Origin of the sequence: Larkinella terrae, from assembly GCF_009668025.1 — a bacterium.
In the GTDB taxonomy this organism is placed as follows: domain Bacteria; phylum Bacteroidota; class Bacteroidia; order Cytophagales; family Spirosomataceae; genus Larkinella; species Larkinella terrae.
The window spans coordinates 1,018,469-1,045,048 of sequence record NZ_WJXZ01000014.1 but is presented as its reverse complement, the minus strand read 5'-3'; the positions used below and the strand labels follow the sequence as shown (position 1 = coordinate 1,045,048).

The following is a 26,580-nucleotide window of genomic DNA, read 5'->3' as shown; positions in this document are numbered from 1 at the left end:
TTTAGATTATGCAAGTTGACCCAACCATGTTGAAAAAAAGAGTGGTACTGGCTGCGCTCACTGCCTGTCTCTCCGTAGCGACCAATGCACAAACGTATCAGCCGAATTTGCCGATTCTTGATGTGTCGAGCGAGAAAAACCGGCATATCGTGATTGCCAGAGGGACGGAAGAAACCTATCAGGGCCATCCAACCACGGTTTTGATGCCGGATGGAAAAACCCTGTTTTGTGTGTGGTCATTTGATCATGGAGGAAAATGCGGCCCGTTGGCAAAAAGTACGGACGGCGGGTTGAAGTGGGAAGCGATTTCGACGCCTGCCGACTGGAGTACGGTTTTTAACTGCCCCAGTATTTATAACCTGGAAGACAAGAACGGAAAGTCGCGCCTGATGGTGTTTGCCGCCCGTCCGGGCATGTCACAAACCTGGAGTGAGGATGGTGGGAAAACCTGGACACCGTTCAAAAGCCTGGGCAAACCGTGCGTAATGGCTTTTTCAAGCATTGTCAGGTTGCAAAATGGCGACTACCTGGGCTTATACCACCGGGGCCCGGATGACAAGGACCGCTCCCCTTTAAAAATCTGGCAGTCGATTTCAAAGGATGGCGGAGTAACCTGGGAAGAATCCGTTCTGGTGGGAGAAATGGAAGGTCGTTCGCCGTGTGAACCCGCCGTATTTCGCTCCCCAAACGGCAAAGAACTCCTGTGTATCATGCGTGAAAACCAGCGGAAAGGCCGGTCCCTGATGATGGTTTCGAATGATGAAGGTAAAACGTGGTCGAAGCCGGTGGAAACACCCTGGGGCCTGACTGGTGATCGGCATATGGTGCGCTATTTGCCGGATGGACGACTTGTTTCGGTATTCCGGGATATGGCTCCCAACAGTCCAACAAAAGGCCATTTCGTGGCTTGGGTAGGCACTTATTCGGATATCATAAATGGGTTGTCCGGTCAATACCGCATCAAGTTGTTACATAATTTTGCGGGCCCGGATTGCGGATATCCGGGTTTGGAATTACTCCCGGATGGCACGCTGGTGGCTACCACCTACATTAAATATGAACCAGGTAAGAAAAAGCATTCCGTTGTCTCCGTGCGCTTTAAGCTCGAAGAGTTTGACAAAATGCTTTAGTAGAATAATAATATTTCCATAATCGACCATGAATTTAAAAAAAACTGAGGGCCTTTTAACGGCTCCGTTTACCCCTTTTCACCCGGACGGGTCGCTGAACCTGCCATTGATTCCAGCCCTGGTTGACAAAATGATTGCGGACGGCGTCACCGGCGCGTTTGTCTGCGGCAGCAACGGCGAAGGCCCCAACATGACGTCGGAAGAGCGCAAAGCCGTGGCCGAAGCCTTCGTTCGGGCATCGGCGGGGCGACTGCGTATATGGGTACACGTTGGCCATTCCAGTATCCGCGAATCCCAGGAACTGATGCGCCACGCCCGCGACATTGGGGCGGACGCGGCTTCGTCGGTGGCGGCTTTTTATTTCAAACCGTCGTCGGTGCAGAATCTGGTCGATTGCATGAGCGAAATTGCGTCGGCCGCACCGGATTTTCCGTTCTATTATTACCACATTCCCACCCTCACCGGTGTCGGCATGGACATGACGGAGTTTTTGCGGCTGGGTGAAGCGGTTATTCCGAATTTGCAGGGCATCAAATATACCGCCACGACCATCTGGGAATACCAGGCGTGTCTGAACTACGCGCAGGGACGGTTTGACGTGCTGTACGGTTTTGACGAAATGCTGCTCCCCGCCCTGAGTGTCGGGGCGAAAGCGGCCATCGGCAGCACCTACAATTTTGCGGCTCCGCTCTACCTCGACGTCATTGCGGCCTACCGCTCGGGCCAGCAGGAACGGGCGCAGCAATTGATGCTCAATCTGGTCAATATGGTTCGGGTTTTCGTCAAATATCCGCCCATTCCGGCGCAGCGGGCCATCATGCACATGCTCGGCTTTGACCTCGGCCCCTGCCGGTTGCCCCTGACGCAGCTCACCAACAGTCAATATACGCAACTCAAAACGGAACTGGAGCAGATCGGTTTTCTCCAGCAACTTGCCAGCCAGCGGCCAACGGCCGTGTTGGGGGCCAATTCCTAACCGGTTTTTTCATGCGAACACCCTGGCTATTCCTAACCTTCCTTTTCCTGACCACAATGAGCCTCGCTCAGCCCAATTCGCTAAACTGGAGTCAGCTCCCCGCGCTGCCCGACCCGATCGGTTTTGCCGGTTCCTACGCGGGCGTCAGCAACGGCGCACTGCTGGTGGCCGGTGGCGCGAATTTCCCCGACAATGTGGGGCCGTGGGGGACGACCAAAAAGACGTGGTACGACGACATTTACGCGCTCGACAAACCGGATGGGCAATGGAAAAAAGTGGGCAAACTACCGCGTCCAATGGGCTACGGCGTTTCGCTGACTACCCCGGAAGGCATTCTGTTCATTGGCGGAGCGGACGGCGAGCGTCATTATGACGACGTTTTTTTGCTGAATTACGCAAACGGAACCGTCACCAAAAAGCTGCTATCTTCCCTCCCAACGCCCCTGGCGAACGCATCCGGCGCCGTTCTGAATGGTTTTGCGTACGTAGCGGGCGGCATCGAAACACCAACGGATACCACCGCCGAAAAGCTCTTTTTCCGGCTGGATTTATCCAAACCGAATGCCCAATGGCAGCGGCTGGAAAGCTGGCCCGGGCCCGGCCGAATGCTGGCCGTGGCGGGGGCGCAGGACGGAAAATTCTTTCTGTTCAGCGGTACGGAAGTCGCCCATGATCCGAAAACGGGCGGTATTCGGCGGACGTATCTGGCCGATGCTTACAGCTATAATCCTATCAAAAACACCTGGTCGAAGCTTGCCGATCTGCCCTATCCGGCGGTGGCGGCTCCGTCGCCCGCTTTTGCCGCCGGGCAAGCGCACCTGCTCGTGATGGGCGGTGACGATGGCAGTAAAGCCGCCGATAACCTGATTCTGAAAGAAAACCACCCCGGTTTTCGGAACGAAATTCTGGCCTATCACACCCTGACCAACACCTGGGCCAATGCAGGGCAGGTTTCGGTGGATAAAAAACCGGATGCCGTTGCCAACCCCTCCGCCAGCACCTGGGCACCCGTCACCACCCCGCTGGTCGTCTGGAACGGCCAACTGGTTTTGCCCGGTGGCGAAGTGCGGCCCGGCGTTCGGACCAACCGGATTTTAACCGCAGAAACCACGCAGCGCAGCGGCACTTTTGGCGGACTCGACTGGGGCGTTGTCGGGCTTTATTTTTTGTTTGTGGTGGGCATCAGCACCTACGTAGCCAGCAAAATGAAGGCGTCCACTGACGACTTTTTTCTGGGCGGCCGGAACATTCCGTGGTGGGCCGCCGGACTCAGTATTTTCGGTTCCAAACTGAGTGCCCTGACCTTCATCGCTATTCCCGCCAAATCCTACGCAACCGACTGGACCTACATTCTGGCGAACGTCTGCATCGTTTTGGTAGCGCCGGTGGTGGTGTATTTTTTCCTGCCGTACTACCGAAAAAGCAACATCACGAGCGTCTACGAGTTTCTGGAAAGGCGGTTTGACATACGCGTTAAACTGTTGGGTAGCCTGACATTTGTGCTGTTTCAGATCGGGCGGCTGGGCATCGTCATTTATCTTCCCGCGCTGGTCCTCAGCACGGTTACGGGCATCAACCTGCTGCTTTGCATTGGCTTAATCAGTTTAATCACAACCGCTTACACCATTTCGGGCGGTATCGAAGCCGTCGTCTGGACGGAGGTGATGCAGGTCGTCGTGTTGCTGGGCGGGGCGTTTTTCAGCCTCTATTTCATGGCCCGTTCGGTCGGCGGTTTTGGTCCGATGATCGCGGAGGCCAACGAGGCCGGAAAATTCAACCTGGTCAATCCTGGTTTTGCCATCACCGAACCGGTTTTGTGGGTGGTGCTGGTCGGAAACTTTCTCTCGCAGCTCACCACCTATTCCTCCGATCAGGTGGTGGTGCAACGCTACCTGACCACGGCGACCGAGGCCGAAGCCCGCCAATCGATCTGGACCAATGCGCTGCTGGCCATTCCCGCAACGCTGATTTTTTTTATGGCCGGAACCGCGTTGTGGGTCTTTTTCAGCCACAATCCCGGCCAGCTCAACGTTACCGGCCGCACCGACGACATTTTTCCGTATTACATTTCAACCCAGCTTCCGGTGGGGTTGCGCGGACTGGTCATCGCGGGCCTGTTTGCCGCTACGATGTCCACGATCTCGTCGGGCATGAATTCCATCGCAACGGTGCTGACGACGGATTTTTACCAATTCGCCAGGCCCCGGGCCACCGATCCGCAACGCTTCCGGTTTGCCCGGTTTTCGACGCTGGGGCTAGGTCTGGCGGGCGTCGTCATTGCGGTCTGGCTGGTGTATCTGCAAAATAATTCGATCTGGGATCAGTACCTGAAATTGACCGGCATGTTCGGTGGTTGTCTGGCGGGGATGTTCATCGCGGGCATTTTCTTCCGAAAAATTACCAGCGGGGGGCTCCTCATTGGTTTTCTGCTCAGTGCGGTTTTGCTCTACTTCGTTCAGGCGAATAGCTGGGTACATTTCTTTCTGTACCCCGGCATCGGCATCGTCGGCTGCGTGGTGTTTGGGCTGCTATTCAGTTCGTTGGATAGGAACACTGACTAAAAAAAAACCGTATGGATTCCGAAAAACTCCGTCAGGCATTTCAACGGGACGGCTTCGTGTTTTTACCCGGTTTTCTCTCGCCCGGGGAGGTGAACGAAGTCAACGCGCAGCTGGAAAAACTGATCCGGGAAGTGGTCCCAACCATGCCGCCCGAACACGCTTTTTACGAAGACCGCGCCGATTCGTCGACGCTCAAGCAGTTGCAGACGCTGTTCAGTTACGACCTTTTTTTCCACCGAATGATGTTCGGGAGCCGGTTTGAACAACTTGCAACGGTTTTACTGGACGATACTGTAACCGGTCAAAACATGCAGTATTTCAACAAACCGCCCCGAATTGGCAAACCGACGCCCGCGCACCAGGACGGTTTTTATTTCATGCTGGAACCCAACGAGGCCATGACAATGTGGATGGCACTGGAACCGGTGGATGAGGAAAACGGCTGCGTGCGTTACGTGCGCGGTTCGCACCTTCGGGGGTTGCGTCCACATGGCAGGACTGGCGTATTGGGCTTTTCGCAGGGCATGACCGACTTTGGTACGCCCGAAGATCTGGAAAACGAAGTGTATTTCCCGACCCAGGCCGGCGACCTGCTGGTGCACCATTCACTGACCATTCACCGCGCCGACGGCAATTCGAGCGAAAACCGGACCCGGAAAGCACTGGGTTTTATTTATTACGCCGATCGGGCCAAAGAAGACGTGACTCGCAAACGGGCTTATCAGGCGCAATTAGCCGCCGAACAACGCGCCAAAACGGATCCAAACGCATGATACCGGAACAAACCGCCCCACCACGAAAAACCGGAAAACCGCTCGAAGCCGCCGACATCCGGGGCAATTGGGCGACACTGATGCTGCCTATCAACGACGACGACCGCATTGACTTTGCCCGACTGGCGGACGAAATCGACGCGCTGATCGGTTTTGGCGTGGACGGTATTTATTCCAATGGCACGGCGGGTGAGTTTTATAACCAGACCGAAACCGAGTTCGATCGGATTCACGAACTGCTGGCGCGAAAGTGTCACGCGGCCGGAATGCCGTTCCAGATTGGCGTCAGTCACATGAGTCCGATTTTGTCGCTTGAGCGGCTGAAACGCAGTTTACCCTGGGAACCGGGCGCCGTTCAGGTGATTCTGCCCGACTGGTTTCCGACCGTCGAAGCGGAGCAAATCGCCTTTCTTCGTAAAATGGCGGCCGTTTCGGAAACCGTACGACTCGTTCTTTACAACCCGCCCCACGCCAAAATCCGTTTGTCGCCGGAAGAATTTGGGCGACTGAAAATCGCCGTTCCGCAATTGGTTGGCGTCAAAGTGCCCGGCGGATCGGCCGATTGGTACACGCAGATGCGGCAGCATATGAGCGATCTCTCCGTTTTTGTGCCGGGGCATTTTCTGGCGACGGGCATCCGCGAAGGCGCGCACGGAGCCTACTCCAACGTAGCCTGTCTGCATCCCAAAGTCGCTCAGGACTGGTACAATCGGATGCAAACCGATCTGCCAGCCGCTCTGGCGTGGGAGGCTCGTATTCAGCAGTTTATGAGTGAATTCATCGCGCCGTACATCAACGACCAGCGGTTTCCCAATCAGGCATGTGATAAAATGTTGGCGGTGGTCGGCGGTTGGGCGAATGTCGGGAGTCGACTGCGCTGGCCGTACCGGTTTATTCCGGAAAGCGAAGCCGGTCGCGTTCGGGAAGCCGCCCAGCGCCTGATTCCGGAGTTTTTTCCTACGAATGAAAACCGCCCTCCGTATGTCGCCTAAACGTATTCTCATCGCCGTCGATGACTTCACCACCAGCCACCTTGAGCGCATTCAGCAAACCGTGGGCAACCGCGCCGAACTAGTTGTTTTACCGCAAAATGCCCCCGAGACGAAATACCGCGCAGCTTTACGAAATGCGGAAGTGGCAGTTGGCTGGCCCAAAGCCGACTGGCTTATCGATACGCCGGTGAAATTTCTGCAAATCGGCTCGTCGGGTTGGGATGATTACCAGAACAAAGGCCTGGAAGAACACGGCATTGCGCTGTGCAACGGCCGGGGTAAATATTCGGTGGGCGTCGCTGAGCACGCGATCGGGATGATGATGGCGCTGGTTCGGCGCATTCCTGCGCATGTGCGTGACAAGGACGAGCGAAAATTCCGGCGGCACCTGCCCTATCCGTCCGAGATTGCCGGATCAACGGCACTCATCGTTGGCCTGGGCGACATTGGAACCGAACTGGCGAAACGGTGCAAAGGACTGGAAATGAAAACCGTAGCGATTGTCCGACGGCCGCGTGAGCCATCCGAGTCGGTCCATGAAATGGTGTTGCTGGCGGATTTAAAAACCGCTGTTCAGCAGGCCGATCATATCTTTCTAACGATGCCCGGCAGCGTCGAAAACATCAATCTGTTCAGCCGGGACGTGTTGACCTGCGCCAAACCGACGGCTTATCTCTACAACCTTTCGCGCGGCACGACCATCGATGAACCCGCGCTTTTTGAATTACTGCGGGACAATAAACTCGCCGGTGCCGGTCTGGATGTAACGACGGTTGAACCCCTGCCCGAAGACAGTCCGCTGTGGAAGCTCGGCGACAATGTACTAATTACCGGACACTCCGCCGGTTTGTCTACGGGCCATACCGACCGGTTTTGCCAGTTGGTCTGCCGAAACCTGAATCTTTATTTAACCGAACAATCCCTTGAAAACCGTGTACTCTAGACCCAACCTGATCGGAGGTTTGCTGATGCTGGCAACTGCCGTTCTGCCCGCAGCCGCCCAGTCGCCCGACACGCTGGCAAGATCAATCAATCTGGCCGGACGCGACTATGCGATCACGCAGTTGCCCAAACCGCTCACCGTGCGGGCCGATCTGGGCATTGCCACCACCCTTCCCTCACTGCAGGGACAGATCATTCACCGCGCCCGAAACCGGCAGGGCGGTTTGTACGAAACGCGGGCGACGGTCACCCCGAATGGCGATTACCTGCTCATGTTTCCCGACGGCGGACATTACGGTCACGCAAAGACCAAAACGAACGATATGCTGGCGTATCGTTCCAAAGACAAGGGCAAAACCTGGCAGGGGCCAACCGTTGCTTTTGATATCGACTACAATCAGCACGGCTTTATCCCCTTCATTCCCAGGGGTTCCAACCGGATTTACGCCTTCGGAACGCAGCCCGTGTGGGGAACCTACAGCCGAGAGGATGGGCTGCAGGAAAACGCGCCGATCGGCTACCGGTATTCCGACAACGACGGTATTAGCTGGTCGGAAGTCCGGCTGATTCGTCCCAAAAATGATCCGGGCTACCTCGGCATGTCGGTGATGCGGATGACCGAAACCGCTAACGGCACCTGGCTGCTGGGCACGCACGAAGGTGACTGGTCGTATAAACCGCTCATGACCCGGCTGTATTTGCTGCGATCGGACGACAAGGGCCAGACCTGGACCCTGCTGCCGGGCAAACGACACGGCGGCTGGCACGCGAAAGGATTTAACCGCATGGACGAAGGCCGACCGATTGCGCTCGGCGGCAACAACGTTCTCTTTATGATGCGCACCGCCGAAGGACACCTGTGGAGCAGCCGCAGCACCGACGACGGCCAGACCTGGCCCTATCCCCAACCGACCCCGTTGGTTCACCCCGACGCGCCACCGATGCTGTTTCATTTATCGGACAACAAAACACTCATTGCGCTTCACCACAACCGCCACAGCAACCCGAATAATCCCGAACTGAACGGCAACGACAAAAAGCAGATGCAGGACCGTTCGGAAGTCTGGTTTTCGACTTCCACCGACGAAGGCGCAACCTGGAGCGAACCTCGGCTGCTGTTCGTCAATGCGCTGGGCGAAGGTTTTGCGGCTCCGTTCCGCAATTACCAGTGTTCCTACATCGACCTGTTCGTCGACAACGGCCAGTTGCACCTGTTTGTTCCCCACCGCTGGGAACGGGTGCTGTACCTGCGCGTGCCGGAAGCGGATTTAGGCAAATGCCCCACCAAAGCCCAGCTAAAACTATGATTATCACGGAGATTACTACCCGGCTGATTCGCCAGTCATCGGAACGTTGGTACGGCGCGGGGAAGATTCCGCCCGGGTATCCGCCCTATTTTGACTTTCCGCTGACAATTCTTCACACCGACCAGCCGGGGCTGGAAGGCTACACGATGGACTATTGCCCGCTTGGGCAGGGCCGGGCGTCGGCCTACGCTGTTCACGACATTTATTACCACGATCTGGTCGGGAAAGACCCGCTGAATCACGAAGCGATCTGGCAATCGTTCCGGCAAAAACAGCGGCATCTGTACAATTTCCGCGAAGCCATCTGGGGCAATCTGGACGTGGCGCTGTGGGACATCAAAGGAAAAGTTGCCGGTTTGCCGGTTGCGAAACTTCTGGGGCAATACCGCGACAAAGTACCGGTTTATTCGACCTGTCCACCCCAGACGATTACGACGGTGGACGAAGTAGCCGAGCAGGTTCGGCTCAAAAAGGAACACGGTTTTCGGGGGATCAAATTGCAACTGTCCGGCGGTTCGGCGCTCGACATTCCGCGGCTGCGCGTGGCCCGCGATATCGTTGGTTCTGACTTTCCGTTGATGGTGGATTCATCGGCGGTTTTGTCGTTTGAAGATGCCCTGAAAATTGGCTACGAACTCGATGAGCTGCGGTACGAGTGGTTTGAAGAACCGTTCCCGGATGCCCATATTCTACAATTGAAGAAACTGGCGGAAGCCATCCGGACCCCGGTTTTGGCCGCCGAAACCGTGGGTTTGTTCGAATTGCCGCACTACATGGCCGAAGGCGCCATCGACATTATCCGGGGTGATGTGCACCACAAAAGCGGCATTACCGGCATTATGAAAGCCTTCGGCATGTGCGAAATGATGGGTTTTGAGCTGGAAATCCACACCGCAGCCGCCCCCCTGCTCGACATCGCCAATCTGCACGTCGGTTGTGCCACGCGGCTGTCCCGGTTTGTGGAAAGCCACCACCCGATGTTCCGGTTTGGCCTCAAAAACGACCCGCTGGAAGTCGGGCCGGATGGCTACCAGCATTGCCCCACCGGGCCGGGCCTGGGTGTCGAACTGGACTGGAACTGGCTGGACAACCACACTGCCGAAGTCATTAAAGGGCGCAGTTGGTAGGCCATTTATCAGACAGAATTAAAATCTTTTCAAATACAATTAACCGCGATCAAACAGGTTGGTTGCCTTAATACTTCATAGCGGTTTTAGCGTGGTTTATCCAAAAACTAAAAGGCGGTTTTATTTTTTGGATAAACCGCTGAATTCGTATGCAAAAAGATGATGATGAGCCGTTTATATGGCATATCACTGTCTCATCTCTATGAAAACGTCTTTACTTCTGTTTTTCTGGGCAGTCCTGAATTTTATTGCGGTTTCGGATGCGCTGGCTACCCACGTTCGGGCGGGCGAAATTACCACCCGCCGGATTTCATCGACGGCGCTCACCTACGAAATTACGCTGACGGTTTATTTTGACATCCGACCGGGACCAACCGGGGGACTGGTGGCCGCGCGCGCGCAAAATGACGTCAATTTCTGCTTTGGGGTCGGAAACCAGATGCGCCGGGTGCCCCGGGTCGCGGCCGAATCCCGAAACATTAACTCCAACACGTCCATCAACATTTATCGGACAACCTATACCTATCCCGGCCCCGGAAATTACGACATTAGCTGCACGATTACGAACCGGAATGAAGGGACCCGCAACATCCCAAATTCCATCCAAACCAACTTTAAATTACGAACCACCATCGTCGTAAATGCCGGTTTGGGACTCAACAGCACACCGGTTTTGCTGAATCCGCCTTTGGATTCGGCCCGCGTCGGCCAGAAATGGTGCCACAATCCGGCGGCTTTCGATGCCGACGGCGATAGCCTTGCCTACCGGCTTTATACACCTTCCGGAAAATTAAATGAAAACGACGAATCGTCCTGCGAGCTGGGGTTCGTGGCCGGATATGCCGACCCGACGACGATTGGCCTTAACCGCGTCAACGAAGCCAATACCGGTCCGGCGACGCTGACCGTCAATGCCATAACCGGCGATGTCTGCTGGGACGCGCCTGCCGAAGTTGGTCAGTACAACATTGCGTTTATCGTGGAAGAATGGCGCGACGGCGTCAAAATCGGGGAAATTGTCCGGGACGTTCAGATCATCGTGACGCCATCCATCAACAAGCGCCCCGAACTGAAGGTACCAGAAGACCTTTGCGTGGAAGCGGGCACATTGATTCAGCAAACGATTACGGCCACCGATCCCGACGGAAACCGCATTGAAGTGACCGGTTTTGGCGGACCGTTCAACAAAGGGCCGGATAATTCAACGATTCAACTGGTAGCCCCACCGGCCGCAACCCTGACGCCGACCGGTTTTCAGAACAGTCCCGCCACATCAAACTTTCGCTGGCAGACCAACTGCGCCCACGTTCGGGCCGAACCGTACGATGTCATTTTCCGGGTCGTCGATCAGCCACGTGGCGTCGGGCAAACGCAATTGGCAACGCTTGAATCGTTCCGTATCCGGATTTATGCGCCGAAACCGCAAAACCTCACCGCCCGCCCAACCGCCGATCCGGCCGGACGAGCGATCGTTCTCAATTGGGATGCCTATGCCTGCGGAGTTTCCGCCTTGCCAGCCGACACCAAAATGGTGATTTACCGCAAGGAAGGCTGCGATGATGTGAACCTCGATCCGTGTACCAACCCCGGTTTGGAACCATCGACCGGTTACGTGAAAATTGGCGAAAAACTCATCAACGAAACGACGTTTACGGATAACAACGCCAATCAGGGACTGAAACGGGGTGTTCAATACAGCTACCGGATCGTGGTTATGCTGCCCCGGCCCAATTACGGCCAAAGCGTTGTTTCTGAACAGGTTTGCGTGAATTTACCCCAGCAGGTTCCGTTGATTACGCACGTTACCGTTGACAGTACGTACGATACAAGAGGGGTTATCACGGTTCGCTGGACGCGCCCGCCCGGCGTTAATCCGCAGGACGGAACCGGTCCGTTCCAATACCGCCTGTACCGGGCAACCGGGCTGACGGGCACCAGTTTTACGCAGATTGCGACCATCAACACCAGCTTGCAGCCTGCGGTGGCCGACACGGTTTATACGGATCGCGGATTGAATACTGTGGCCAATGCCTACCGGTATCACGTCGAATTTTATTACACCGATCCGGCTTCGGGGCAGCTCCAGCGGCTGGATGTAACGGAAAATGCCAGCTCCGTTCGCCTGACGGCCACCGGCGGTTTCAAACGGGTTCAGCTCAGTTGGGAAGCCAGCGTTCCCTGGAGCAATGATAACCAGCAACACCGGATTTATCGCAGCAAAACCGGTCCCAACGGGCCGTTCAACTTGGTGGCCGTTGTTCCGGTTACCACGGCTAACACCTATGTATATACCGATCAGGGGGCCGATACGTATGCCGCCGACGGCGTTCAACCGGTGACGATGTCGGTCGATAGCAATTATTGTTACCGGGTCGAAACCGTTGGGCGGTATTCGGCTCCGCTGACGACACTATTGCTGAACAATTTCTCGCAGGGCGTTTGCGCCACGCCGATCGATACGACCAAACCCTGCCCGCCCCAGCTGACGATAGATGCCCTGGATTGCGCGAGTCTGACACCCGAATCGTTTTGTAACCAGACTACGTTTTCCAATAACCTGACGTGGCAAAACCCGACGACCGGCGATTGCGACCGCAACATTGTCAAATACAACATTTATTATGCGCCCTGCGAAGGTCAGGAGCTGGTTTTGCTGGCGTCGGTCAATGCGATGGCGTATCGGCACGAAAATCTGACGTCGCTGGCGGGTTGTTACGAGGTTCGGTCGGTCAGTCGCAGCGGCCAGGAGAGCAAATCGTCCAATCGGGTTTGCAAGGACAACTGCCCGTTTTTGCAAATGCCAAATGTTTTTACGCCCAATGGTGACGGCAAAAACGACATTTTCGAGCCGATGAGTTGTCCCCGGTTTGTGGAATCGGCGGAGATAACCATCGTCAACCGTTGGGGCCAACAAGTTTACCAGAGCAGCGGAGTCGATGTGGCACTGACCTGGGATGGAAAAAATAACCGAGGCCAGGAATTGCCCGGCGGTTTATACTACTATCAGATTCGGGTGAAATTCAAGCGCCTGAATTGCAATGCCCCGGCGGAGATTTACAAAGGCTGGGTGGAAATCCTGCAGGAATCCGGCGGTACGAATTAAGGAAGCGGTTTTGACTTTCAAAAAAAACTAAATGACAAATGTAAAATGATGAATGTTAAATATAAAAGTGCCCGATTGGGAAGTACTTCTATATTCAACATTCATCATTTACTATTTATCATTCCTTTTTATTTGATATGCGCCCGGAGCATCCAGGCAATTTTTTCGTGTTTTTCCATCAAACCGGTGATGTAGTCGCTCGTTCCGGCATCTTTGTGCGCGTCGGCAAATTCGTCGATGTTGCCCCGGATGAATTCGATGATGCTTTCGTGGTCGGCCAGCAGTTTTTTAATCAGGCTGCGGCTATCGTTTCCTCCGCCGTCCTGTTCGGTCAAATGCGTCAGTTGCAGAAAGCTCTTCAGCGTTCCGGGGGCGTAATGTCCCAATTGGCGGATGCGTTCCGCAACCTCGTCGACAATTTCCGCCGATTGGGTGTAAAGTTCTTCAAAATACAGGTGAACCGAGTGGAAGTCCATGCCTTCCAGGTTCCAGTGGGCGTTGAGGGTTTTCGTGTAAAGCACGAATTCATCGGCCAGTAGCTTCGCCAGTTGGTGCGCAACAACTTCCCGGTTTTCGGTTGAAATACCAATGCTTGTTTTCATCGGATGCGGTTTTTAAGGTTACAGTAGATTGATTCAGAACGACTTGAGAATAGACCCGGATTAAATCCGTTCGGCCAGGTAAGCCGCGACTTCGGCCAGCCGGTTTGAAAAACCCCACTCGTTATCGTACCAGGCGGCCACCGACAGCAGATTTCCTTCTTTCGCTGTCAACGGCAGATCGATGATTGACGAATGCGGATCGGCCACAATGCGCGACGACGCCCACTCCTGCTCCAGCACATCCATGACGCCTTTCAGAGGCCCTTCGGAAGCGGCTTTGCGGAACGCATCGTTCACTTCCTGCACGGTGCAATCTTTTTCGGTAATCAGGTTCAGCTCCGCAATACTGCCCGTGCGGGTCGGAACGCGGTACGCTTTCCCGGTAATTTTGAGGTCTTTCCAGATGAATTGCAGGGCTCGGGCGGCTCCCGACGACGACGGAATGATGTTCTCGGCCGCAGCCCACGAATCGCGCCGGTCTTTCATCGGCTGATCCGTCAGCGACTGCGTATTGGTATAGGAGTGAACGGTCGAGAACAGACCGTATTGAATACCGAAATTCTCCCGAATCACCTTCACAACCGCAGCCAGGGCGTTGGTCGTACAGCTTCCCATGCTGATAATGTGGTGGTTTTCAGGATCGAACGTGTCGAGGTTGATGCCTTTCAACAGTACGGCGTCGCAGTCGGCCAGGGATTTGCTGGGGGCGCTGATGAGCACATATTTGGCGCCCCGGTCGAGGTGAACCTGCGCACCGGCGCGGTTGGTGGCCCGGCCCGTACAATCGACCACCAGATCGACGCCGAGCGCTTTCCAGTCCGGCACTTCTTTCGCCGAATTTATATACGGAATCGTTCGCTCACCAATCGTCAGTTGACCTTCGCTGCCGGAAACCGGTTCGGGCCAGCGGCCGTAATTGGTATCAACGGCAAACAAAGCCGCCAACGTTGGCTCGTCGCGGATGTCAGAAATGGAAACCGGAACAAATAAATTGTTGCTCAGACCAACGCGCAGAAACTGCCGACCGATGCGACCGAATCCATACAATGCAATAGTTGCCATACAGAAAAATGGTTGGTTAAAAAACGGAAAATGCTGGAGTAAACGGGGCATTTGGCGGGCGGAAAACGGCACCACTGAATGCTTCAACTTTGCCGGTTACTTCAACTTAATAAGAGAGGCTGCCCTTTAAAAAGTTCAGCGAAACGAAGAAATATACTGACTGGACCGCAGACTCTGCTTTACGGATAAAATCCGGAGTCAGATAAGAATGTGCTACCAGCAGTACCGGCTGCCGAGCGGTTTTATCGCACCCAATTCGGGTGCCGGTTCGGGACAGTACGAATAGTCCTGCGAGTATACGGACTGTGTGTCTGTCTTTTGCTTCAAACGCCGATTTGTTACTGACTACCGATTAAATTCATCGAATGATAAGCCCTTTTTATGGAAAAAAGACGCGATTTTATTAAAAAGATAGCCGCCGGATCAGCCACACTGGCAGTCGGCGGAACGGCCTTTGGATTCAGCCCCAAAAGTTATAACCGCATCATTGGCGCAAACGAACTGATTCGGGTGGCCTCCATCGGCGTCAACAGCCGGGGAAACAGCATGGGCGGTACCTTTGCCGGACAAAAAAACACTGAAGTTGGCACGGTTTGCGACGTAGACGTACGGGCCATTCCAAAGGCCATCGACACGATCAAAAAAGTAAAATCGACCGCCAGTCCCAAATCGGAGAAAGACTGCCGGAAGGTGCTGGAGGACAAGTCGATCGACGCAATTTACACCGCGACGCCCGACCACTGGCACGCTCCGCTGACAATCATGGGTTGTCAGGCCGGAAAACACGTTTACGTTGAAAAACCGCTCAGTCATAATCCCCACGAAGGTGAACTGGCGATTGCGGCCGCCCGGAAATACAACAAGGTGGTTCAGATGGGCGCGCAACGCCGGTCGGCCCCGGTTTTGACGGAGGGCATTCAGCAGTTGCACAAGGGAATTATCGGACGCGTATATCTCGCCAAAGCCTGGTACACCAACAAACGAAAGTCAACAGTTTTGAAGCCAGGGACGGTGCCGACCTGGCTCGATTATGAGTTGTGGCAGGGCCCGGCTCCGCGGATGCCATACAAGGAAGGATTGATTCACTACGACTGGCACTGGTTCTGGCACTGGGGAACCGGTGAAGCGCTGAACAACGGAACGCACGAAGTGGATGTGGCCCGCTGGGGCTTAGGGGTCGATTTCCCAACGCGCGTGACTTCCGTGGGCGGTCGGTACGAATTCAAAGACGATTGGGAAACGCCCGATACTCAGGTTATTACAATGGATTATCCCGGCCGCGTGTCGCTGATGTGGGAGTCGCGGAGTTCGAACGGCCGCAAAATTGAAGGGCTGGATCGGGGCATTATTTTTTACGGTGAAAACGGTAGTCTGGATACCGGCGGTGACAGCTACAAGGTGTACGATCTGGACGGCAAGCTGGTCAAGGAAATCAAATCCGTCGGCGATGGAGAAGGGGATGTGCAGGGCCGGAACACCGCCAGTCCCAGTTTGGGGATGGATAATCTGCACGTCGCGGACTTCCTGGATGCGATCCGAAACAACCGCCGACCGAACTGCGATGTCGAACTCGGTTACAAAAGTGTAGTGGCGATGCAACTGGGCAACATTGCCTGGCGCGTGGGCCGCGATCTGAAAATCGATCCTAAAAACGGGCACATCATCGGCGACAAGGAAGCCCAGAAGCTCTGGAGCCGCGATTACGAAAAGGGCTGGGAGCCAAAAGTATAACAACCGGTTGGTTACCAACAAAAAGAAAAAACCGCTTTACGTCCAACGTCAGGCGGTTTTTACTTTTTATTGCTTCTTCCGGGCTTGTTGCGTTTTCTTACGCGGACGGTTTTGGCATTTCAGGATCGAATGTGATCAGAGCATTTCCAATTCGTACTTCTTCTTTTCGGGTAATGCGTACCAGTTGAGCGAAGGCGTCTTTCCGCACCTTGACTGAGGCATCATCGAAGCGTTTGAAGGTCTTCCAATCGACGTAAGCGCGGTTGGATTCGCTATCGAGAAAACCACCGTATTCCAGGTTGTGCCTATCCAGTTCCAGGACGTAGATCACGGTCAGCGTAATGGGCTGATTGGTTTTGGAGTAAAAAGTCCAGGTCAGTTTCATACTACTAAAATAGGTATTGATTCAGTGCCACAGGTATTTTTCATCGTAGATAATCCTGTGTTCCTCCAGCAAGGCCGTGTACTCGTCGGCAAAGGTGATTTTCCGTTGGTGTTCCTTCTGCTTTTTAATGTAATTCAGAACTTTTTCGCGCTCCCGAATCGAATAGGTAAACGCCCCGTACCCATCCGACCAGCCTTCAAAATCGGGGAATAAACCACTCTCTTTCATCCAGATTGAACTTCCGACTTTGATGTCTTTGACCAGGCTGGCCAGCGCCACCGTCGGGTGCAGGTCGCTTAAAAGGTGAATGTGGTCTTCAACACCATTGATCCGAAACAGCTGGCAGTTTCGATTTTTGACGACGCCCCAAATATATCTGTACAGGTCGGTACAATGGGTTTCATTGATCGTTGGCCTGCGGTATTTTGTTGCGAAAACAACCTGGTAAAGAATTTGCCGGTAACTCATGGTGTGGTGGTTTAACTTGTGTGGTATCGCATTGAAAACCGTAAGCTACGCATAGCATCAAAGAGAGTCAACCCCGCTGGGGATGGTGCATGGCAGATTATCTCTGACGCAGCGAGCTGATCCTCCACACCGATCCGCACCGATCCGCACCGACCGAGGGTTTCACCCCCGGTTATCCAGAGTCAACCCCGTTGGGGTTGATGTATATCAGATCGCCCTGCCGACCTCTCTGGTCACCAGGCCATGCCATACCGAGGGTTTCACCCCCGGTTATCCAGAGTCAACCCCGTTGGGGTTAGCGAGCTTATGCAACAAGATTGTCAGAACGCCGTAGGCGTTAACCGTGGATAACCGGGGGTGCAACCCTCGGTATTGGGGCAACAGGCAGTACTCCAACCCCAACGGGGTTGACTCGGGATAACCGTTGGTGCAACCCCCGGTATGGTGTCCAATGTCACACATTTTTTCCCGCTCCGCCAAACCCTACTGACATAGGGCTGTCACCCGGTCGGGGTAAATTTGTAGCGTAAACAAACCCCTACAACGATGTCACAGATCGAGATGCTTTTGAAGGAAATGGATCAGGAAGCTAAAACCACCCGCAACATGCTGGGCCGCATTCCCGACGACAAATACGACTGGAAACCGCACGAAAAAAGCATGGACATCCGCACCTTATCCACGCATATTGCCGAATTGCCTTCGTGGGTGACACTGGCTTTAACCACCGACGGACTGGATTTCGCCACGTCGCCCTATCAACCGGTTTCAATCAACGGCACATCCCAATTGGTGCACTACTTTGAACGGACGCTGGCCGACGGAAAAGCGCATTTGGAAGAAGCAAAGGATGACCAATTGGAAGGCAGGTGGGTCCTGCGCAACGGCGAAGACATTTACAGCGACACCACGAAGGGTGAGATGATCCGGATGACTTACAGCCAGATTGTCCACCACCGGGCGCAACTGGGCGTTTTCCTTCGCCTGTTGAACATCCCAATTCCGGGAAGCTACGGACCGAGTGCAGACGAGCAGAATTTCTAAACTAGATTAAAGAAGAAAGACATGAGACAAGAGAAGAAAGACATTTACTGGCAGCGAACGATGATCCGTTTCGTTTCTTTTTTCCCTTGTCTCTGCTCTCTTGTCTCTCTTCTTTTACCTCATCAATACCCGTTCAAACTCAGGTCTTCGGTTTCGATCATTTCCACCCGTTTGCCCATTTTTTTCTGGATGATTTTGAAGTGGTGTTCGTCGTCGGGGCAGATCAGCGAAATGGCTTCACCCTCGGCTTCGGCGCGGCCCGTTCGGCCAATCCGGTGAATGTAATCTTTCGGCGATCGGGGCAATTCATAGTTGATCACAAACGGCAACAACTGAATATCGATTCCTCTGGATATCAGATCCGTAGCCACCATGACCGCCAGCTGTCCGGCTTTAAATTTGCGGAGGGTTTCGGTTCGCGCGCCCTGGCTTTTGTCGCCGTGAATGGCCTCAGCCGGAATGCCGTTTTTCCGCAGCTTCACCACAAGATTGTCGGCCGTTCGGGTCGATGACACAAACACCAGCACCTGCGTCATTTTCCGCTCCCTGATCAGATACCGCAGCAGCGGACCTTTGCGTTCCGGTTCGATCCAGTAAGCGACCTGCTTGATCAGATCCAGATTCTGGGGCTCCTCCGCAATTTCAATTTTGATCGGATTCCGCAGCAGATTTTCCCGAATACCCTGAATGGCATCGCCCAAAGTGGCCGAAAACAGAATGCTCTGGCGGTTTTTGGGCAGCATTTCAAAAATCTGATTCATCTCTTCGGCAAAGCCGAGTTCCAGCATTTTGTCGGCTTCGTCGAGCACCAGCACTTCGACTTCCCAGAGGTGTAAGGCGTTGGACGACACCAGATCCAGCAAGCGGCCGGGCGTGGCCACCACCACTTCGGCACCCTGCAACGCCATCATTTGCGGATTGATCGACACCCCGCCGTAAACCGCCAGCGATTTCACTCTCCGGGGCAAATGTGCGCCAAACGTTTGAAAAACCTCGTTCACCTGAACGGCCAGTTCTCGCGTGGGGACCAGAATCAGGGCTTTGACATTGCGGTCGTTAGTGGTCTTTTTACGTTGAAACCGCTCCAGAATCGGCAGCACAAAACCGGCGGTTTTTCCCGAACCGGTTTTGGCAATTCCCAGCATATCATGCCCTTTCAGAATGGCCGGAATGGCCTCTTCCTGAATGGGATACGGTTTTGTATAACTCTGTTCCTCAATGGCTTTGAGAAGCGGTGCGGATAGTCCAAGCGATGAAAATGACATACGATTCTCTTACTGTTGGGACAAATCCCGTTTGCGAGCGGCAAATATATCACTAAATAGCGGGGTAATGAGTCTAGCTCTCAAAGTGATTCTGTCTTCTTTAGAAATTATACGTACAAAAATAGTATATTCGCACGTACAACTAGTAAAGCAATGAACACAAAATTAACCTTGAAGCTGGATGAAGAAGTAATTCAGCAAGCTAAGCGTTACGCTGCTTCGCAAAATAGAAGCTTGTCTGGTTTAATAGAAGGCTATTTGAAGTCCTTAATCAACAAGAATGAACCAGATACCGACAAAAGGGAGGTAAAAATTTCCCCTTTTGTTAAAAGTATGACATCAGGCACAACAATCCCCTCTAATCTGGATATAAAAGAATACAGTGAACATCTGCTTGAAAAATACAGATGAAAGACCGGCTTTTTTTGGATACCAATATCGTACTTGATCTTTTAGGTGAGCGCATACCTCATTACCACTCGATAGCCAAACTGGCAACTCTGGCGGACAATGGAGAAATCGTACTGGCGGTTTCTGCACTTTCCTTTGCAACTGTTAATTACTTTCTCTCAAAGTTTGAAGGAAACGCAAAAGCCATAGAGAAACTTCGAAAATTTAAAATAATCTCCGCAATAATAAGCGTCGATGAATTGATGATTGAGAAGGGTTTAAATTCAAATTTTACCGATTTTGAAGATGCTTTGCAATATTTCTGTGCAGTAAAAGGTAATTGTAGAATTATTCTGACCCGAAACCCCAAAGACTATAAACAGTCAGAACTTCCAATCATGACAGCCGAAGAGTACCTGGCAAGTGTGGGTATAAAGTAAAAGATTAAATATCAAATACATAGGCCGGTGATAGTACCATTTGATACTATCACCGGCCTAAAGTCCTGCATCAACTGGCAATCCCAAATCAATTATTCTTCCGCGTTTTCCGGATTGGTTTCCCGTATTTTTTCATCATTTCCTCCGCGTGATTCCGGCGGACATTCACCTTTTTATTCTTCTCGATCTTTTCGTGAAAAGCGCCACCGAACGTATCGCTCAGGTGAATTTTGACGACCGGATTTTTCATTTTCACCGACGGTTTTTCGTCTTCGGTCAACACGTCCGAAATTTCGAGATCGTCGGGCAGCGGCAGCGTCGGAATGGCGTAATTCATCACCTGCTCGATGGCGGTTTGGCGGTCTTTCTCCCGCTCCGTCAGGAAGGCGATGGCAATGCCGTTCCGGTCGGCGCGACCGGTTCTGCCAATCCGGTGAACGTACATTTCGGGCACTTCCGGCAGGTCGAAATTGATGACGTGCGACACTTCGGCCACGTCCAGACCCCGCGCGATAATGTCGGTCGCAATCAGCATCCGGAAATTTCCGTCCTGAAACTGCCGGACGGCATTAAACCGGTGGTTCTGCTCCTTGTTCGAGTGAATAACGCCCACCTGACCCGGAAACTTCGCTTCGAGTTGTTCGTAAAGCTGGTTCGCCAGATTTTTAGTCGCGACAAAAACCAGCACTTTGGTCATGTCGGCATCCTGCCGCAGCAATTGCTCGAGCAGATTAATCTTGGTATAAAAATTCGGAACCGCGTAGGCCGTCTGCCGAATGTTGTCCAGGGGCGTTCCGGCCGGAGCAGCTTCCATCCGCACCGGCTGATTGAAATGCGCTTCGATCAGTCCTTCCACCTCGTCGGTCATCGTAGCTGAAAACAGCAGATTTTGCCGCCGGGCGGGCAGCAGATCCAGCACGGTTTCCAGTTGCGACCGAAAACCGAGATTCAGCATTTCGTCCACTTCGTCGATCACCAGCCGTTTGATGGATTTGGTTTTCAGTAAACCCTTGATCGACAGATCGATCAGCCGACCGGGCGTCGATACCAGTACGTCCATTCCCTGCTCCACTTCCGCAATCTGCGGTTTGATATTCACCCCGCCGTAAATGCCCACCACGGCAAGGCTCATGTACGTTGTCAGTTGCTGAACGGCTTCGACCACCTGCACCACCAGTTCGCGCGTGGGCACGATGATGAGCAACTGCGGCAACCGGTCTTTCGAAAACTGAATTTGCCGCAGACACGGCAACAGGTAGGCAAACGTCTTGCCGGTTCCGGTCTGCGCAATCCCGCAGACGTCTTTTCCCGACATCACCACCGAAAAAACCTTCTGCTGAATGGGTGTCGGCGTCGTGTAGCCCAAATCCGTCAGCGCATTTAACAGCGGTTTCGTTAGATTTAAATCATCAAAAGTCATATCCTTGTCTGCCGCAAAACAATGCCGGCGATTTCAATCTTTTATAGTGAACGCGTGAATTCAACGTCCATCAACTCAATGAAAACTCAAAATTACGAAAACCACGTCCGATTTTACCCTCCGCACCACTTTGTATTTTATCCCATCAGCCTGATTCTGTTGGGAATGAGTATTTATTATACCCTCAAATCCGAGGAAGAGACGTTACTCTGGCTTTTTATCAGTTTCGCTATTTTCCTGATTATTTGGGTTTCTTTCATGCTCCGGCAGCATTATGCCCTGACCAATCAGGACCGGATTGTTCGGCTGGAGATGCGGTTTCGGTATTATGTGTTGACAGGCCAGCGATTGGAAACCATTGAAAATCAACTTTCGTTCGGTCAAATTTTGGCGCTGCGGTTTGCCTCCGACGCCGAACTCCCCGCTTTAACCCAGCGCGCGCTGTCCGAAAACCTGAGTCCGAAGGATATTAAAAAGGCCATTGTCAACTGGTTGCCGGATGACATGCGGGTTTAAGGAAAGCGGTTTACGGTTTTCAGTATACGGTTTTCACCGCGACGTTTCCTTTCTTAACGCATACGCCAGAGCGTGGTAATCGTTCACCTTTTTGGTAATCAGGCCCTGCTTATTGATTACGAAATGAGTCGGATAGGAATTGAGCTGCAGTTGATCCGTCATGTAGGATTCCTGATCCGGAACCGTCACATAATCGAATTTCTTTTTCTTTAAAAACGCAGCGACTTTGTCTTTCGGGTCCATGCATAAACTGACGAACAGCATATCGTTGCGCCCGCTGTATTGCTGCTTCAATTCGTTCAAGGCGGGCATTTCCTGAATGCAGGGCAGGCACGCCAGAAACCAGCACTTGACCACCAGGATTTTTCCTTTGGTCGTTTCCTTCGTATAAACTGTGCCGTCCATGTCCACGAATTGGTAGTCGGGCAGGGTGGTTCCTTCTTTCCGGAAATGCTCCAGCTCTTCGAGCCCCCAATACTTAACGGTGGTTCGGATGTCCTGGCTGGACGTTTTTTTGATCGGCTGCAAGCGGTAATAGGCGGATGAATCGGTCGAGGACAGTCGCAGCGGAAAGTATTCTCCGGTGGCTATTTTCTTCAGAAAATCTTCTTTTGGAATGACGTTCGATTCCGGGTCCAGTGCCTGGTAATCTTCGTACAGCCGGACATTTCTGGCTTTGTAATTCCAGAAACTTTCCATGTCTTTCAGAATGGTCGCCGGAGCCTGAATCGGATTTCCGTAATGACGTTTTTGGGAACAGGAAGTCAAAACCAGTCCCAGCAATAAAAATCCAAGCGCGTACCTTACAATCATGCCAAATTCGGGTTAAAGAATAATGTTTTTTTACGCTAAACCGATATCAACGTCAGACAGGGTTTAGTTAGTCTCGTAGAGACGGAATGTTTGTAGACCACGTTCTTTGATTTTCAACCGCCTGCCGTAGGTAGGCAACGGTTGCCTACCTACGGCAGGCGGAAAAAAGGACACGAAATTGCTACAAATATTGGATGTCTAACGGCATCAAAACAGAGTTCATCAATTCATCATTTCTATTCGGTAATAAAAACGCAACAGGACCACTATTTACTATAACCTTCACATCATGGACACCCTCATTCAAACGCTGGTTGGAACCTGGTTTATTTGCAGCACCAACTTTCCCATGTGGTTGAAAGGCGACAAAACCAACCCGACATTTACTTACACACTCCTGGATAAAAAAGGCAAAACCGTGTTGCTCGACGAAGTGAAGTACCTGAAAAACAACAAAATAAAAACCCTGACCGGTTTTGATTACCCGGACCCGGCGGACGAAAGGGCTTTTGTCTGGCGGGGACAAGGGTTACTGAGTCTGGTGCGAAGCCACTGGAAGGTAGCCCTGCTGGATTCGTCGGGCCAATGGGCGGTCATCTGGTTTTCGAAAACGCTGTTTACTCCCGAAGGCGTCGATATCATCAGCCGGTCGCCAACCCTCCCGGCGGATCAACTCGCTCGGATTCAAGCACTAATGGAAAAAGACTCCCTTCTGAAAAAGCACCGGCCCAGCCTGAAATCGCTCTGATTGGAAATCACTTGCCCGGTTTTCGTTTTTTTTCTGAAAACCGCATCTACAGTTTTAATCGGGCGGTCACCGAAAGTCTTTCGTATATCCTGCAAAAATAGTCTGGTAAGCCGTAAAATCCGACCGCCAAACCCGGTTTTCGTTTTTAACTGAATCCAAAAAATCCTATTTTTGCCGGATAACTTCCAGATTAAGTTCTGCAAGAAAGCATCTCTACTAGATAATAGCAACCAAAGGAACCGCCCGACGAATTCCCATTGGTTACCATGAAAAAAGCCATCTCCCGGCTGTAGTGAACACTATACCTATTCCGAATGAATTTAACCTTTACGACCCCAACGGGCATGCGTTTTTTTACCTATCCGACCGCTCTTTTTTGTCTGGTTATTTTATTGCTGTCTCCTTTCCTTCCCTCGCCGGGCTACGCGCAAGATGGCAAATTAAAAGTGAAGGGAAAAGCCCTGGACGCCCAAACCAACGCGCCCCTGATCTTTGCCAGCGTCCGCTTGTTCAAACAGGCCGACAGTTCGTTCGTGGCCGGAGCCATTACGAGCGAAACCGGCGATTTCACGGTCGAAACCGTAGCCGGGAATTATTACGCCGTGCTGGAATTCATTGGGTATAAATCCATTAAAAAATCACCCGTCCGGCTGACCAAAGAAAATTCTCCGCTCGATCTGGGCACGCTCAAACTCGCGGCTTCGGCCAGTACATTGGATGAGGTGGTGGTGCAGGGCGAGAAGAGCTCGATGGAGTTTTCGCTGGACAAGAAGATTTTCAACGTCGGCAAAGACCTCGCCAACGCGGGTGGAACAGCCGCCGACATTCTGAGTAACGTGCCGTCGGTAGCCGTGGATGTCGAGGGAAATGTCAGCCTGCGGGGCAGCGGCAGCGTCCGGATTCTGATCGACGGAAAACCGTCGGGGCTGGTCAGCATCAAGGGCGGCAGCGGTTTGCAGCAGTTGCAGGGAAGCGCGATTGAACGCATCGAAGTCATCACGAATCCGTCGGCCCGCTACGAAGCAGAAGGCATGGGCGGAATCATTAACATCATTCTCAAGAAAGAGCGCAAAGAAGGCTTCAACGGTTCTTTCGACATCATTACGGGCTACCGGCCCAATTACGGACTGGCCGCCAACGTCAATTACCGGCGTAAAAACCTGAATTTCTTCGTCAACTACACGGCTTCGTACCGCAATTCGCCCGGCCGCAGTACCCAGTATCAGGAAGTGTACCGCAACGATTCAACCTTCCTGACGCAGCAGAATTCAACCTACAAACTGAAAGGCCAGAACAACAACGCCCGGGCCGGAATCGATTATTTTTTCAACGACAAAAACGTGCTGACGGGCTCGTATACCTGGCGAATCAGCAAGGGGAAGCGGTTTACGGACATCCGCTACCGCGATTATATTTCGAGCCTCAGCAACCCGACCAGCATTACGTACCGGACCCAGGACGAAACCGAAACCGAGCCAAATTCCGAATACGCCATCAGCTACAAACGCTCGTTCAAACGTCAGGGCCACGAACTGAACGTCGACCTTCGGTACCTCGACAACTGGGAAAAATCCGATCAGTATTTTGGGCAAAAAACCGTACTGCCCGACGGCCGACCGTCCACCGTTCCCAATTCGCTGCAACGCTCGATCAATGACGAAACGGAGAAGCAGTTTCTGGTGCAGATCGATTACGTTCAGCCGTTCGCCAAAGACGGCAAATTTGAAGCTGGTTTGCGGAGCAGTTCGCGGGATATGACCAACGATTACTGGGTCCGGCAGCAGACGTCCGACGGCGGCTGGGTGCCACTTCCTGGTTTGACCAACGACTTTCTGTACGAAGAAAATATCAACGCGGTGTACGGAATTATTGGCAACAAAACCCGCAAACTGTCGTACCAGGCCGGTTTACGGGCAGAATGGACGGACGTGACGACGACGCTGAAACAAACCAACGATGTGAACCCACGCAGTTACGCCAACCTGTTTCCGAGCGTGCACGTCACCTACGATCTGCCCCGCCAGAATGCGTTGCAGCTGAGCTACAGCCGCCGGGTGCGCCGACCGACGTACAACGATCTGAGCCCGTTCATGACCTTCAGCGACAACCGGAATTTCTTCAGTGGGAACCCCGATTTGAACCCGGAATTTACGGATGCGTTCGAGGTGGGTCACATCAAATACTTCGCAAAAGGTTCGATTGGTTCGTCGCTGTATTACCGTTACACGACCGGAAAAATCATTCGGATTCGCCGGGTCGACGCCAACGGTTTTTCGAATACGCGCCCCGAAAACCTGGCCACCGAAGATTCGTACGGAGCCGAATTCACGAGTTCGTATACGCCCTTGAAATGGTGGAAAATGGATGGAAGTTTCAACTTTTTTCGGGCGATCACGAACGGCAACAACCTCGATGCCACTTTCCAGAGCGACACTTACAGCTGGTTTGTACGGGCCACGAACCGCCTGACAGTCTGGGACAAGACCGACATTCAGCTGCGCGCTAACTACGAAGCTCCGCAACAAACCCCGCAGGGAAGACGCAAGGCCATCGCCACGCTGGATTTTGCGGTCAGCAAGGACATTATGAAAAACAACGCCACGCTGACGCTCAACGTGATCGACGTGTTCAACTCCCGGCGGTTCCGGTCCATCACGGAAGGGGGTAATTTTTACACCGAAAACAACTCGCAGGGCCGGTTGCGGCAAATCAACCTGACGTTCAACTACCGCTTGCGGCAGGCCAAGAAAAAAACGAAGGATGTGGGGGAAGGCGATTATTAAAA

23 protein-coding genes are annotated in these 26,580 nt (G+C 53.0%); 16 read left to right on the top strand and 7 right to left on the bottom strand.

All coding sequences use genetic code 11. The annotated features are described in order from the left end of the window. The first annotated feature begins 26 nt into the window (after positions 1–26). The 9 genes from GJJ30_RS26045 to GJJ30_RS26005 all read left to right on the top strand — a co-directional run bounded on the left by GJJ30_RS26045 (position 27) and on the right by GJJ30_RS26005 (position 12,911). Positions 27–1,130 (top strand): sialidase family protein, encoded by a 1,104-nt coding sequence (locus GJJ30_RS26045; RefSeq protein ID WP_154178094.1) that lies wholly within the window; start codon positions 27–29, stop codon positions 1,128–1,130. A 28-nt stretch (positions 1,131–1,158) separates the two neighbouring features. Continuing rightward, on the top strand, positions 1,159–2,106 hold the full coding sequence (locus GJJ30_RS26040) for a dihydrodipicolinate synthase family protein (RefSeq protein ID WP_154178093.1): 948 nt from the start codon (positions 1,159–1,161) through the stop codon (positions 2,104–2,106). Between the two features lie 56 nt (positions 2,107–2,162). Beyond that, the gene (locus GJJ30_RS26035; protein WP_170299279.1) at positions 2,163–4,667 is read left to right on the top strand and encodes a sodium:solute symporter family protein; all 2,505 of its coding nucleotides are present in this window, start codon (positions 2,163–2,165) and stop codon (positions 4,665–4,667) included. An 11-nt stretch (positions 4,668–4,678) separates the two neighbouring features. Beyond that, the gene (locus GJJ30_RS26030) at positions 4,679–5,440 is read left to right on the top strand and encodes a phytanoyl-CoA dioxygenase family protein (RefSeq protein ID WP_154178091.1); all 762 of its coding nucleotides are present in this window, start codon (positions 4,679–4,681) and stop codon (positions 5,438–5,440) included. After that, positions 5,437–6,432 carry a dihydrodipicolinate synthase family protein gene (locus tag GJJ30_RS26025; protein WP_154178090.1) on the top strand — a complete coding sequence of 332 codons (996 nt, stop codon included), beginning with the start codon at positions 5,437–5,439 and terminating at the stop codon, positions 6,430–6,432. Before GJJ30_RS26030 ends, GJJ30_RS26025 begins: the two co-directional genes overlap by 4 nt. Then, complete coding sequence (locus GJJ30_RS26020) at positions 6,422–7,375, top strand: D-2-hydroxyacid dehydrogenase (protein ID WP_170299278.1); 954 nt, start codon at positions 6,422–6,424, stop codon at positions 7,373–7,375. Before GJJ30_RS26025 ends, GJJ30_RS26020 begins: the two co-directional genes overlap by 11 nt. Then, complete coding sequence (locus tag GJJ30_RS26015) at positions 7,365–8,681, top strand: sialidase family protein (protein ID WP_154178088.1); 1,317 nt, start codon at positions 7,365–7,367, stop codon at positions 8,679–8,681. Before GJJ30_RS26020 ends, GJJ30_RS26015 begins: the two co-directional genes overlap by 11 nt. Next, positions 8,678–9,808 (top strand): mandelate racemase/muconate lactonizing enzyme family protein, encoded by a 1,131-nt coding sequence (locus GJJ30_RS26010; protein WP_170299277.1) that lies wholly within the window; start codon positions 8,678–8,680, stop codon positions 9,806–9,808. The genes GJJ30_RS26015 and GJJ30_RS26010 overlap by 4 nt, the downstream gene beginning before the upstream one ends. A 202-nt stretch (positions 9,809–10,010) precedes the next feature. After that, entirely contained in the window at positions 10,011–12,911 is a 2,901-nt protein-coding gene (locus GJJ30_RS26005) for a T9SS type B sorting domain-containing protein (protein ID WP_154178086.1), read from the top strand. Between the two features lie 128 nt (positions 12,912–13,039). Here the strand turns inward: GJJ30_RS26005 and GJJ30_RS26000 are convergent, their stop codons facing one another. Next, positions 13,040–13,513 (bottom strand): Dps family protein, encoded by a 474-nt coding sequence (locus GJJ30_RS26000; protein ID WP_154178085.1) that lies wholly within the window; start codon positions 13,511–13,513, stop codon positions 13,040–13,042. A gap of 60 nt (positions 13,514–13,573) precedes the next feature. Further along, positions 13,574–14,575, bottom strand: a complete 1,002-nt coding sequence (locus tag GJJ30_RS25995; protein WP_154178084.1) for a type I glyceraldehyde-3-phosphate dehydrogenase — start codon at positions 14,573–14,575, stop codon at positions 13,574–13,576. A 381-nt stretch (positions 14,576–14,956) separates the two neighbouring features. Between GJJ30_RS25995 and GJJ30_RS25990 the strand changes: the two genes are divergently transcribed. Further along, a complete protein-coding gene (locus GJJ30_RS25990) occupies positions 14,957–16,306 on the top strand; it encodes a Gfo/Idh/MocA family protein (protein ID WP_154178083.1) in 1,350 nt (449 codons plus the stop codon). A 97-nt stretch (positions 16,307–16,403) separates the two neighbouring features. Here GJJ30_RS25990 and GJJ30_RS25985 read toward each other — a convergent pair whose 3' ends face one another. Both GJJ30_RS25985 and tnpA read right to left on the bottom strand, forming a co-directional pair. Next, complete coding sequence (locus GJJ30_RS25985; protein WP_205880618.1) at positions 16,404–16,691, bottom strand: hypothetical protein; 288 nt, start codon at positions 16,689–16,691, stop codon at positions 16,404–16,406. Positions 16,692–16,712: 21 nt separating this feature from the next. After that, positions 16,713–17,159 (bottom strand): IS200/IS605 family transposase, encoded by a 447-nt coding sequence (gene tnpA, locus GJJ30_RS25980; RefSeq protein WP_154178082.1) that lies wholly within the window; start codon positions 17,157–17,159, stop codon positions 16,713–16,715. 546 nt (positions 17,160–17,705) lie between these two features. On the opposite strand from tnpA, the gene GJJ30_RS25975 reads away from it, so the two are divergent. Further along, positions 17,706–18,203 (top strand): DinB family protein, encoded by a 498-nt coding sequence (locus tag GJJ30_RS25975; protein WP_154178081.1) that lies wholly within the window; start codon positions 17,706–17,708, stop codon positions 18,201–18,203. A 122-nt stretch (positions 18,204–18,325) separates the two neighbouring features. Here the strand turns inward: GJJ30_RS25975 and GJJ30_RS25970 are convergent, their stop codons facing one another. After that, complete coding sequence (locus tag GJJ30_RS25970) at positions 18,326–19,468, bottom strand: DEAD/DEAH box helicase (RefSeq protein WP_154178080.1); 1,143 nt, start codon at positions 19,466–19,468, stop codon at positions 18,326–18,328. A gap of 153 nt (positions 19,469–19,621) precedes the next feature. Here GJJ30_RS25970 and GJJ30_RS25965 point away from each other — a divergent pair, with 153 nt between their 5' ends. Continuing rightward, on the top strand, positions 19,622–19,879 hold the full coding sequence (locus tag GJJ30_RS25965) for a DUF6364 family protein (protein WP_154178079.1): 258 nt from the start codon (positions 19,622–19,624) through the stop codon (positions 19,877–19,879). After that, positions 19,876–20,298: a type II toxin-antitoxin system VapC family toxin gene (locus GJJ30_RS25960; protein ID WP_154178078.1), complete on the top strand. Its 423-nt coding sequence runs from the start codon at positions 19,876–19,878 to the stop codon at positions 20,296–20,298. Before GJJ30_RS25965 ends, GJJ30_RS25960 begins: the two co-directional genes overlap by 4 nt. Before the next feature lie 88 nt (positions 20,299–20,386). Here GJJ30_RS25960 and GJJ30_RS25955 read toward each other — a convergent pair whose 3' ends face one another. Next, the gene (locus tag GJJ30_RS25955) at positions 20,387–21,718 is read right to left on the bottom strand and encodes a DEAD/DEAH box helicase (protein ID WP_154178077.1); all 1,332 of its coding nucleotides are present in this window, start codon (positions 21,716–21,718) and stop codon (positions 20,387–20,389) included. A gap of 78 nt (positions 21,719–21,796) precedes the next feature. On the opposite strand from GJJ30_RS25955, the gene GJJ30_RS25950 reads away from it, so the two are divergent. Further along, on the top strand, positions 21,797–22,234 hold the full coding sequence (locus tag GJJ30_RS25950; RefSeq protein WP_154178076.1) for a DUF6526 family protein: 438 nt from the start codon (positions 21,797–21,799) through the stop codon (positions 22,232–22,234). A 33-nt stretch (positions 22,235–22,267) separates the two neighbouring features. On the opposite strand, the gene GJJ30_RS25945 is transcribed toward GJJ30_RS25950, so the two are convergent. Beyond that, positions 22,268–23,047 carry a TlpA family protein disulfide reductase gene (locus GJJ30_RS25945; protein ID WP_154178075.1) on the bottom strand — a complete coding sequence of 260 codons (780 nt, stop codon included), beginning with the start codon at positions 23,045–23,047 and terminating at the stop codon, positions 22,268–22,270. Positions 23,048–23,336: 289 nt separating this feature from the next. On the opposite strand from GJJ30_RS25945, the gene GJJ30_RS25940 reads away from it, so the two are divergent. Together GJJ30_RS25940 and GJJ30_RS25935 are read left to right on the top strand one after the other, a co-directional pair. After that, positions 23,337–23,795, top strand: coding sequence for a lipocalin/fatty acid-binding family protein (locus GJJ30_RS25940; RefSeq protein ID WP_154178074.1), 459 nt, complete (start codon positions 23,337–23,339; stop codon positions 23,793–23,795). A 314-nt stretch (positions 23,796–24,109) separates the two neighbouring features. Then, positions 24,110–26,578 carry a TonB-dependent receptor gene (locus GJJ30_RS25935; protein WP_154178073.1) on the top strand — a complete coding sequence of 823 codons (2,469 nt, stop codon included), beginning with the start codon at positions 24,110–24,112 and terminating at the stop codon, positions 26,576–26,578. The last annotated feature ends 2 nt before the right edge of the window (positions 26,579–26,580 follow it).

Excerpts from the sequence above, each read along its gene's own strand:
- GJJ30_RS26020 (WP_170299278.1), top strand. The coding sequence starts at position 6,422 with ATGTCGCCTAAACGTATTCTCATCGCCGTCGATGACTTCACCACCAGC.
- GJJ30_RS25995 (WP_154178084.1), bottom strand. The coding sequence starts at position 14,575 with ATGGCAACTATTGCATTGTATGGATTCGGTCGCATCGGTCGGCAGTTT.
- GJJ30_RS25950 (WP_154178076.1), top strand. The coding sequence starts at position 21,797 with ATGAAAACTCAAAATTACGAAAACCACGTCCGATTTTACCCTCCGCAC.
- GJJ30_RS25945 (WP_154178075.1), bottom strand. The coding sequence starts at position 23,047 with ATGATTGTAAGGTACGCGCTTGGATTTTTATTGCTGGGACTGGTTTTG.
- GJJ30_RS26030 (WP_154178091.1), top strand. The coding sequence starts at position 4,679 with ATGGATTCCGAAAAACTCCGTCAGGCATTTCAACGGGACGGCTTCGTG.
- GJJ30_RS25985 (WP_205880618.1), bottom strand. The coding sequence starts at position 16,691 with ATGAAACTGACCTGGACTTTTTACTCCAAAACCAATCAGCCCATTACG.
- GJJ30_RS26040 (WP_154178093.1), top strand. The coding sequence starts at position 1,159 with ATGAATTTAAAAAAAACTGAGGGCCTTTTAACGGCTCCGTTTACCCCT.
- GJJ30_RS26005 (WP_154178086.1), top strand. The coding sequence starts at position 10,011 with ATGAAAACGTCTTTACTTCTGTTTTTCTGGGCAGTCCTGAATTTTATT.
- GJJ30_RS26045 (WP_154178094.1), top strand. The coding sequence starts at position 27 with ATGTTGAAAAAAAGAGTGGTACTGGCTGCGCTCACTGCCTGTCTCTCC.
- GJJ30_RS25955 (WP_154178077.1), bottom strand. The coding sequence starts at position 21,718 with ATGACTTTTGATGATTTAAATCTAACGAAACCGCTGTTAAATGCGCTG.
- GJJ30_RS25940 (WP_154178074.1), top strand. The coding sequence starts at position 23,337 with ATGGACACCCTCATTCAAACGCTGGTTGGAACCTGGTTTATTTGCAGC.
- GJJ30_RS26010 (WP_170299277.1), top strand. The coding sequence starts at position 8,678 with ATGATTATCACGGAGATTACTACCCGGCTGATTCGCCAGTCATCGGAA.
- GJJ30_RS25965 (WP_154178079.1), top strand. The coding sequence starts at position 19,622 with ATGAACACAAAATTAACCTTGAAGCTGGATGAAGAAGTAATTCAGCAA.
- GJJ30_RS25990 (WP_154178083.1), top strand. The coding sequence starts at position 14,957 with ATGGAAAAAAGACGCGATTTTATTAAAAAGATAGCCGCCGGATCAGCC.
- GJJ30_RS25970 (WP_154178080.1), bottom strand. The coding sequence starts at position 19,468 with ATGTCATTTTCATCGCTTGGACTATCCGCACCGCTTCTCAAAGCCATT.
- tnpA (WP_154178082.1), bottom strand. The coding sequence starts at position 17,159 with ATGAGTTACCGGCAAATTCTTTACCAGGTTGTTTTCGCAACAAAATAC.
- GJJ30_RS25960 (WP_154178078.1), top strand. The coding sequence starts at position 19,876 with ATGAAAGACCGGCTTTTTTTGGATACCAATATCGTACTTGATCTTTTA.
- GJJ30_RS26035 (WP_170299279.1), top strand. The coding sequence starts at position 2,163 with ATGAGCCTCGCTCAGCCCAATTCGCTAAACTGGAGTCAGCTCCCCGCG.
- GJJ30_RS25935 (WP_154178073.1), top strand. The coding sequence starts at position 24,110 with ATGAATTTAACCTTTACGACCCCAACGGGCATGCGTTTTTTTACCTAT.
- GJJ30_RS26025 (WP_154178090.1), top strand. The coding sequence starts at position 5,437 with ATGATACCGGAACAAACCGCCCCACCACGAAAAACCGGAAAACCGCTC.
- GJJ30_RS25975 (WP_154178081.1), top strand. The coding sequence starts at position 17,706 with ATGTCACAGATCGAGATGCTTTTGAAGGAAATGGATCAGGAAGCTAAA.
- GJJ30_RS26000 (WP_154178085.1), bottom strand. The coding sequence starts at position 13,513 with ATGAAAACAAGCATTGGTATTTCAACCGAAAACCGGGAAGTTGTTGCG.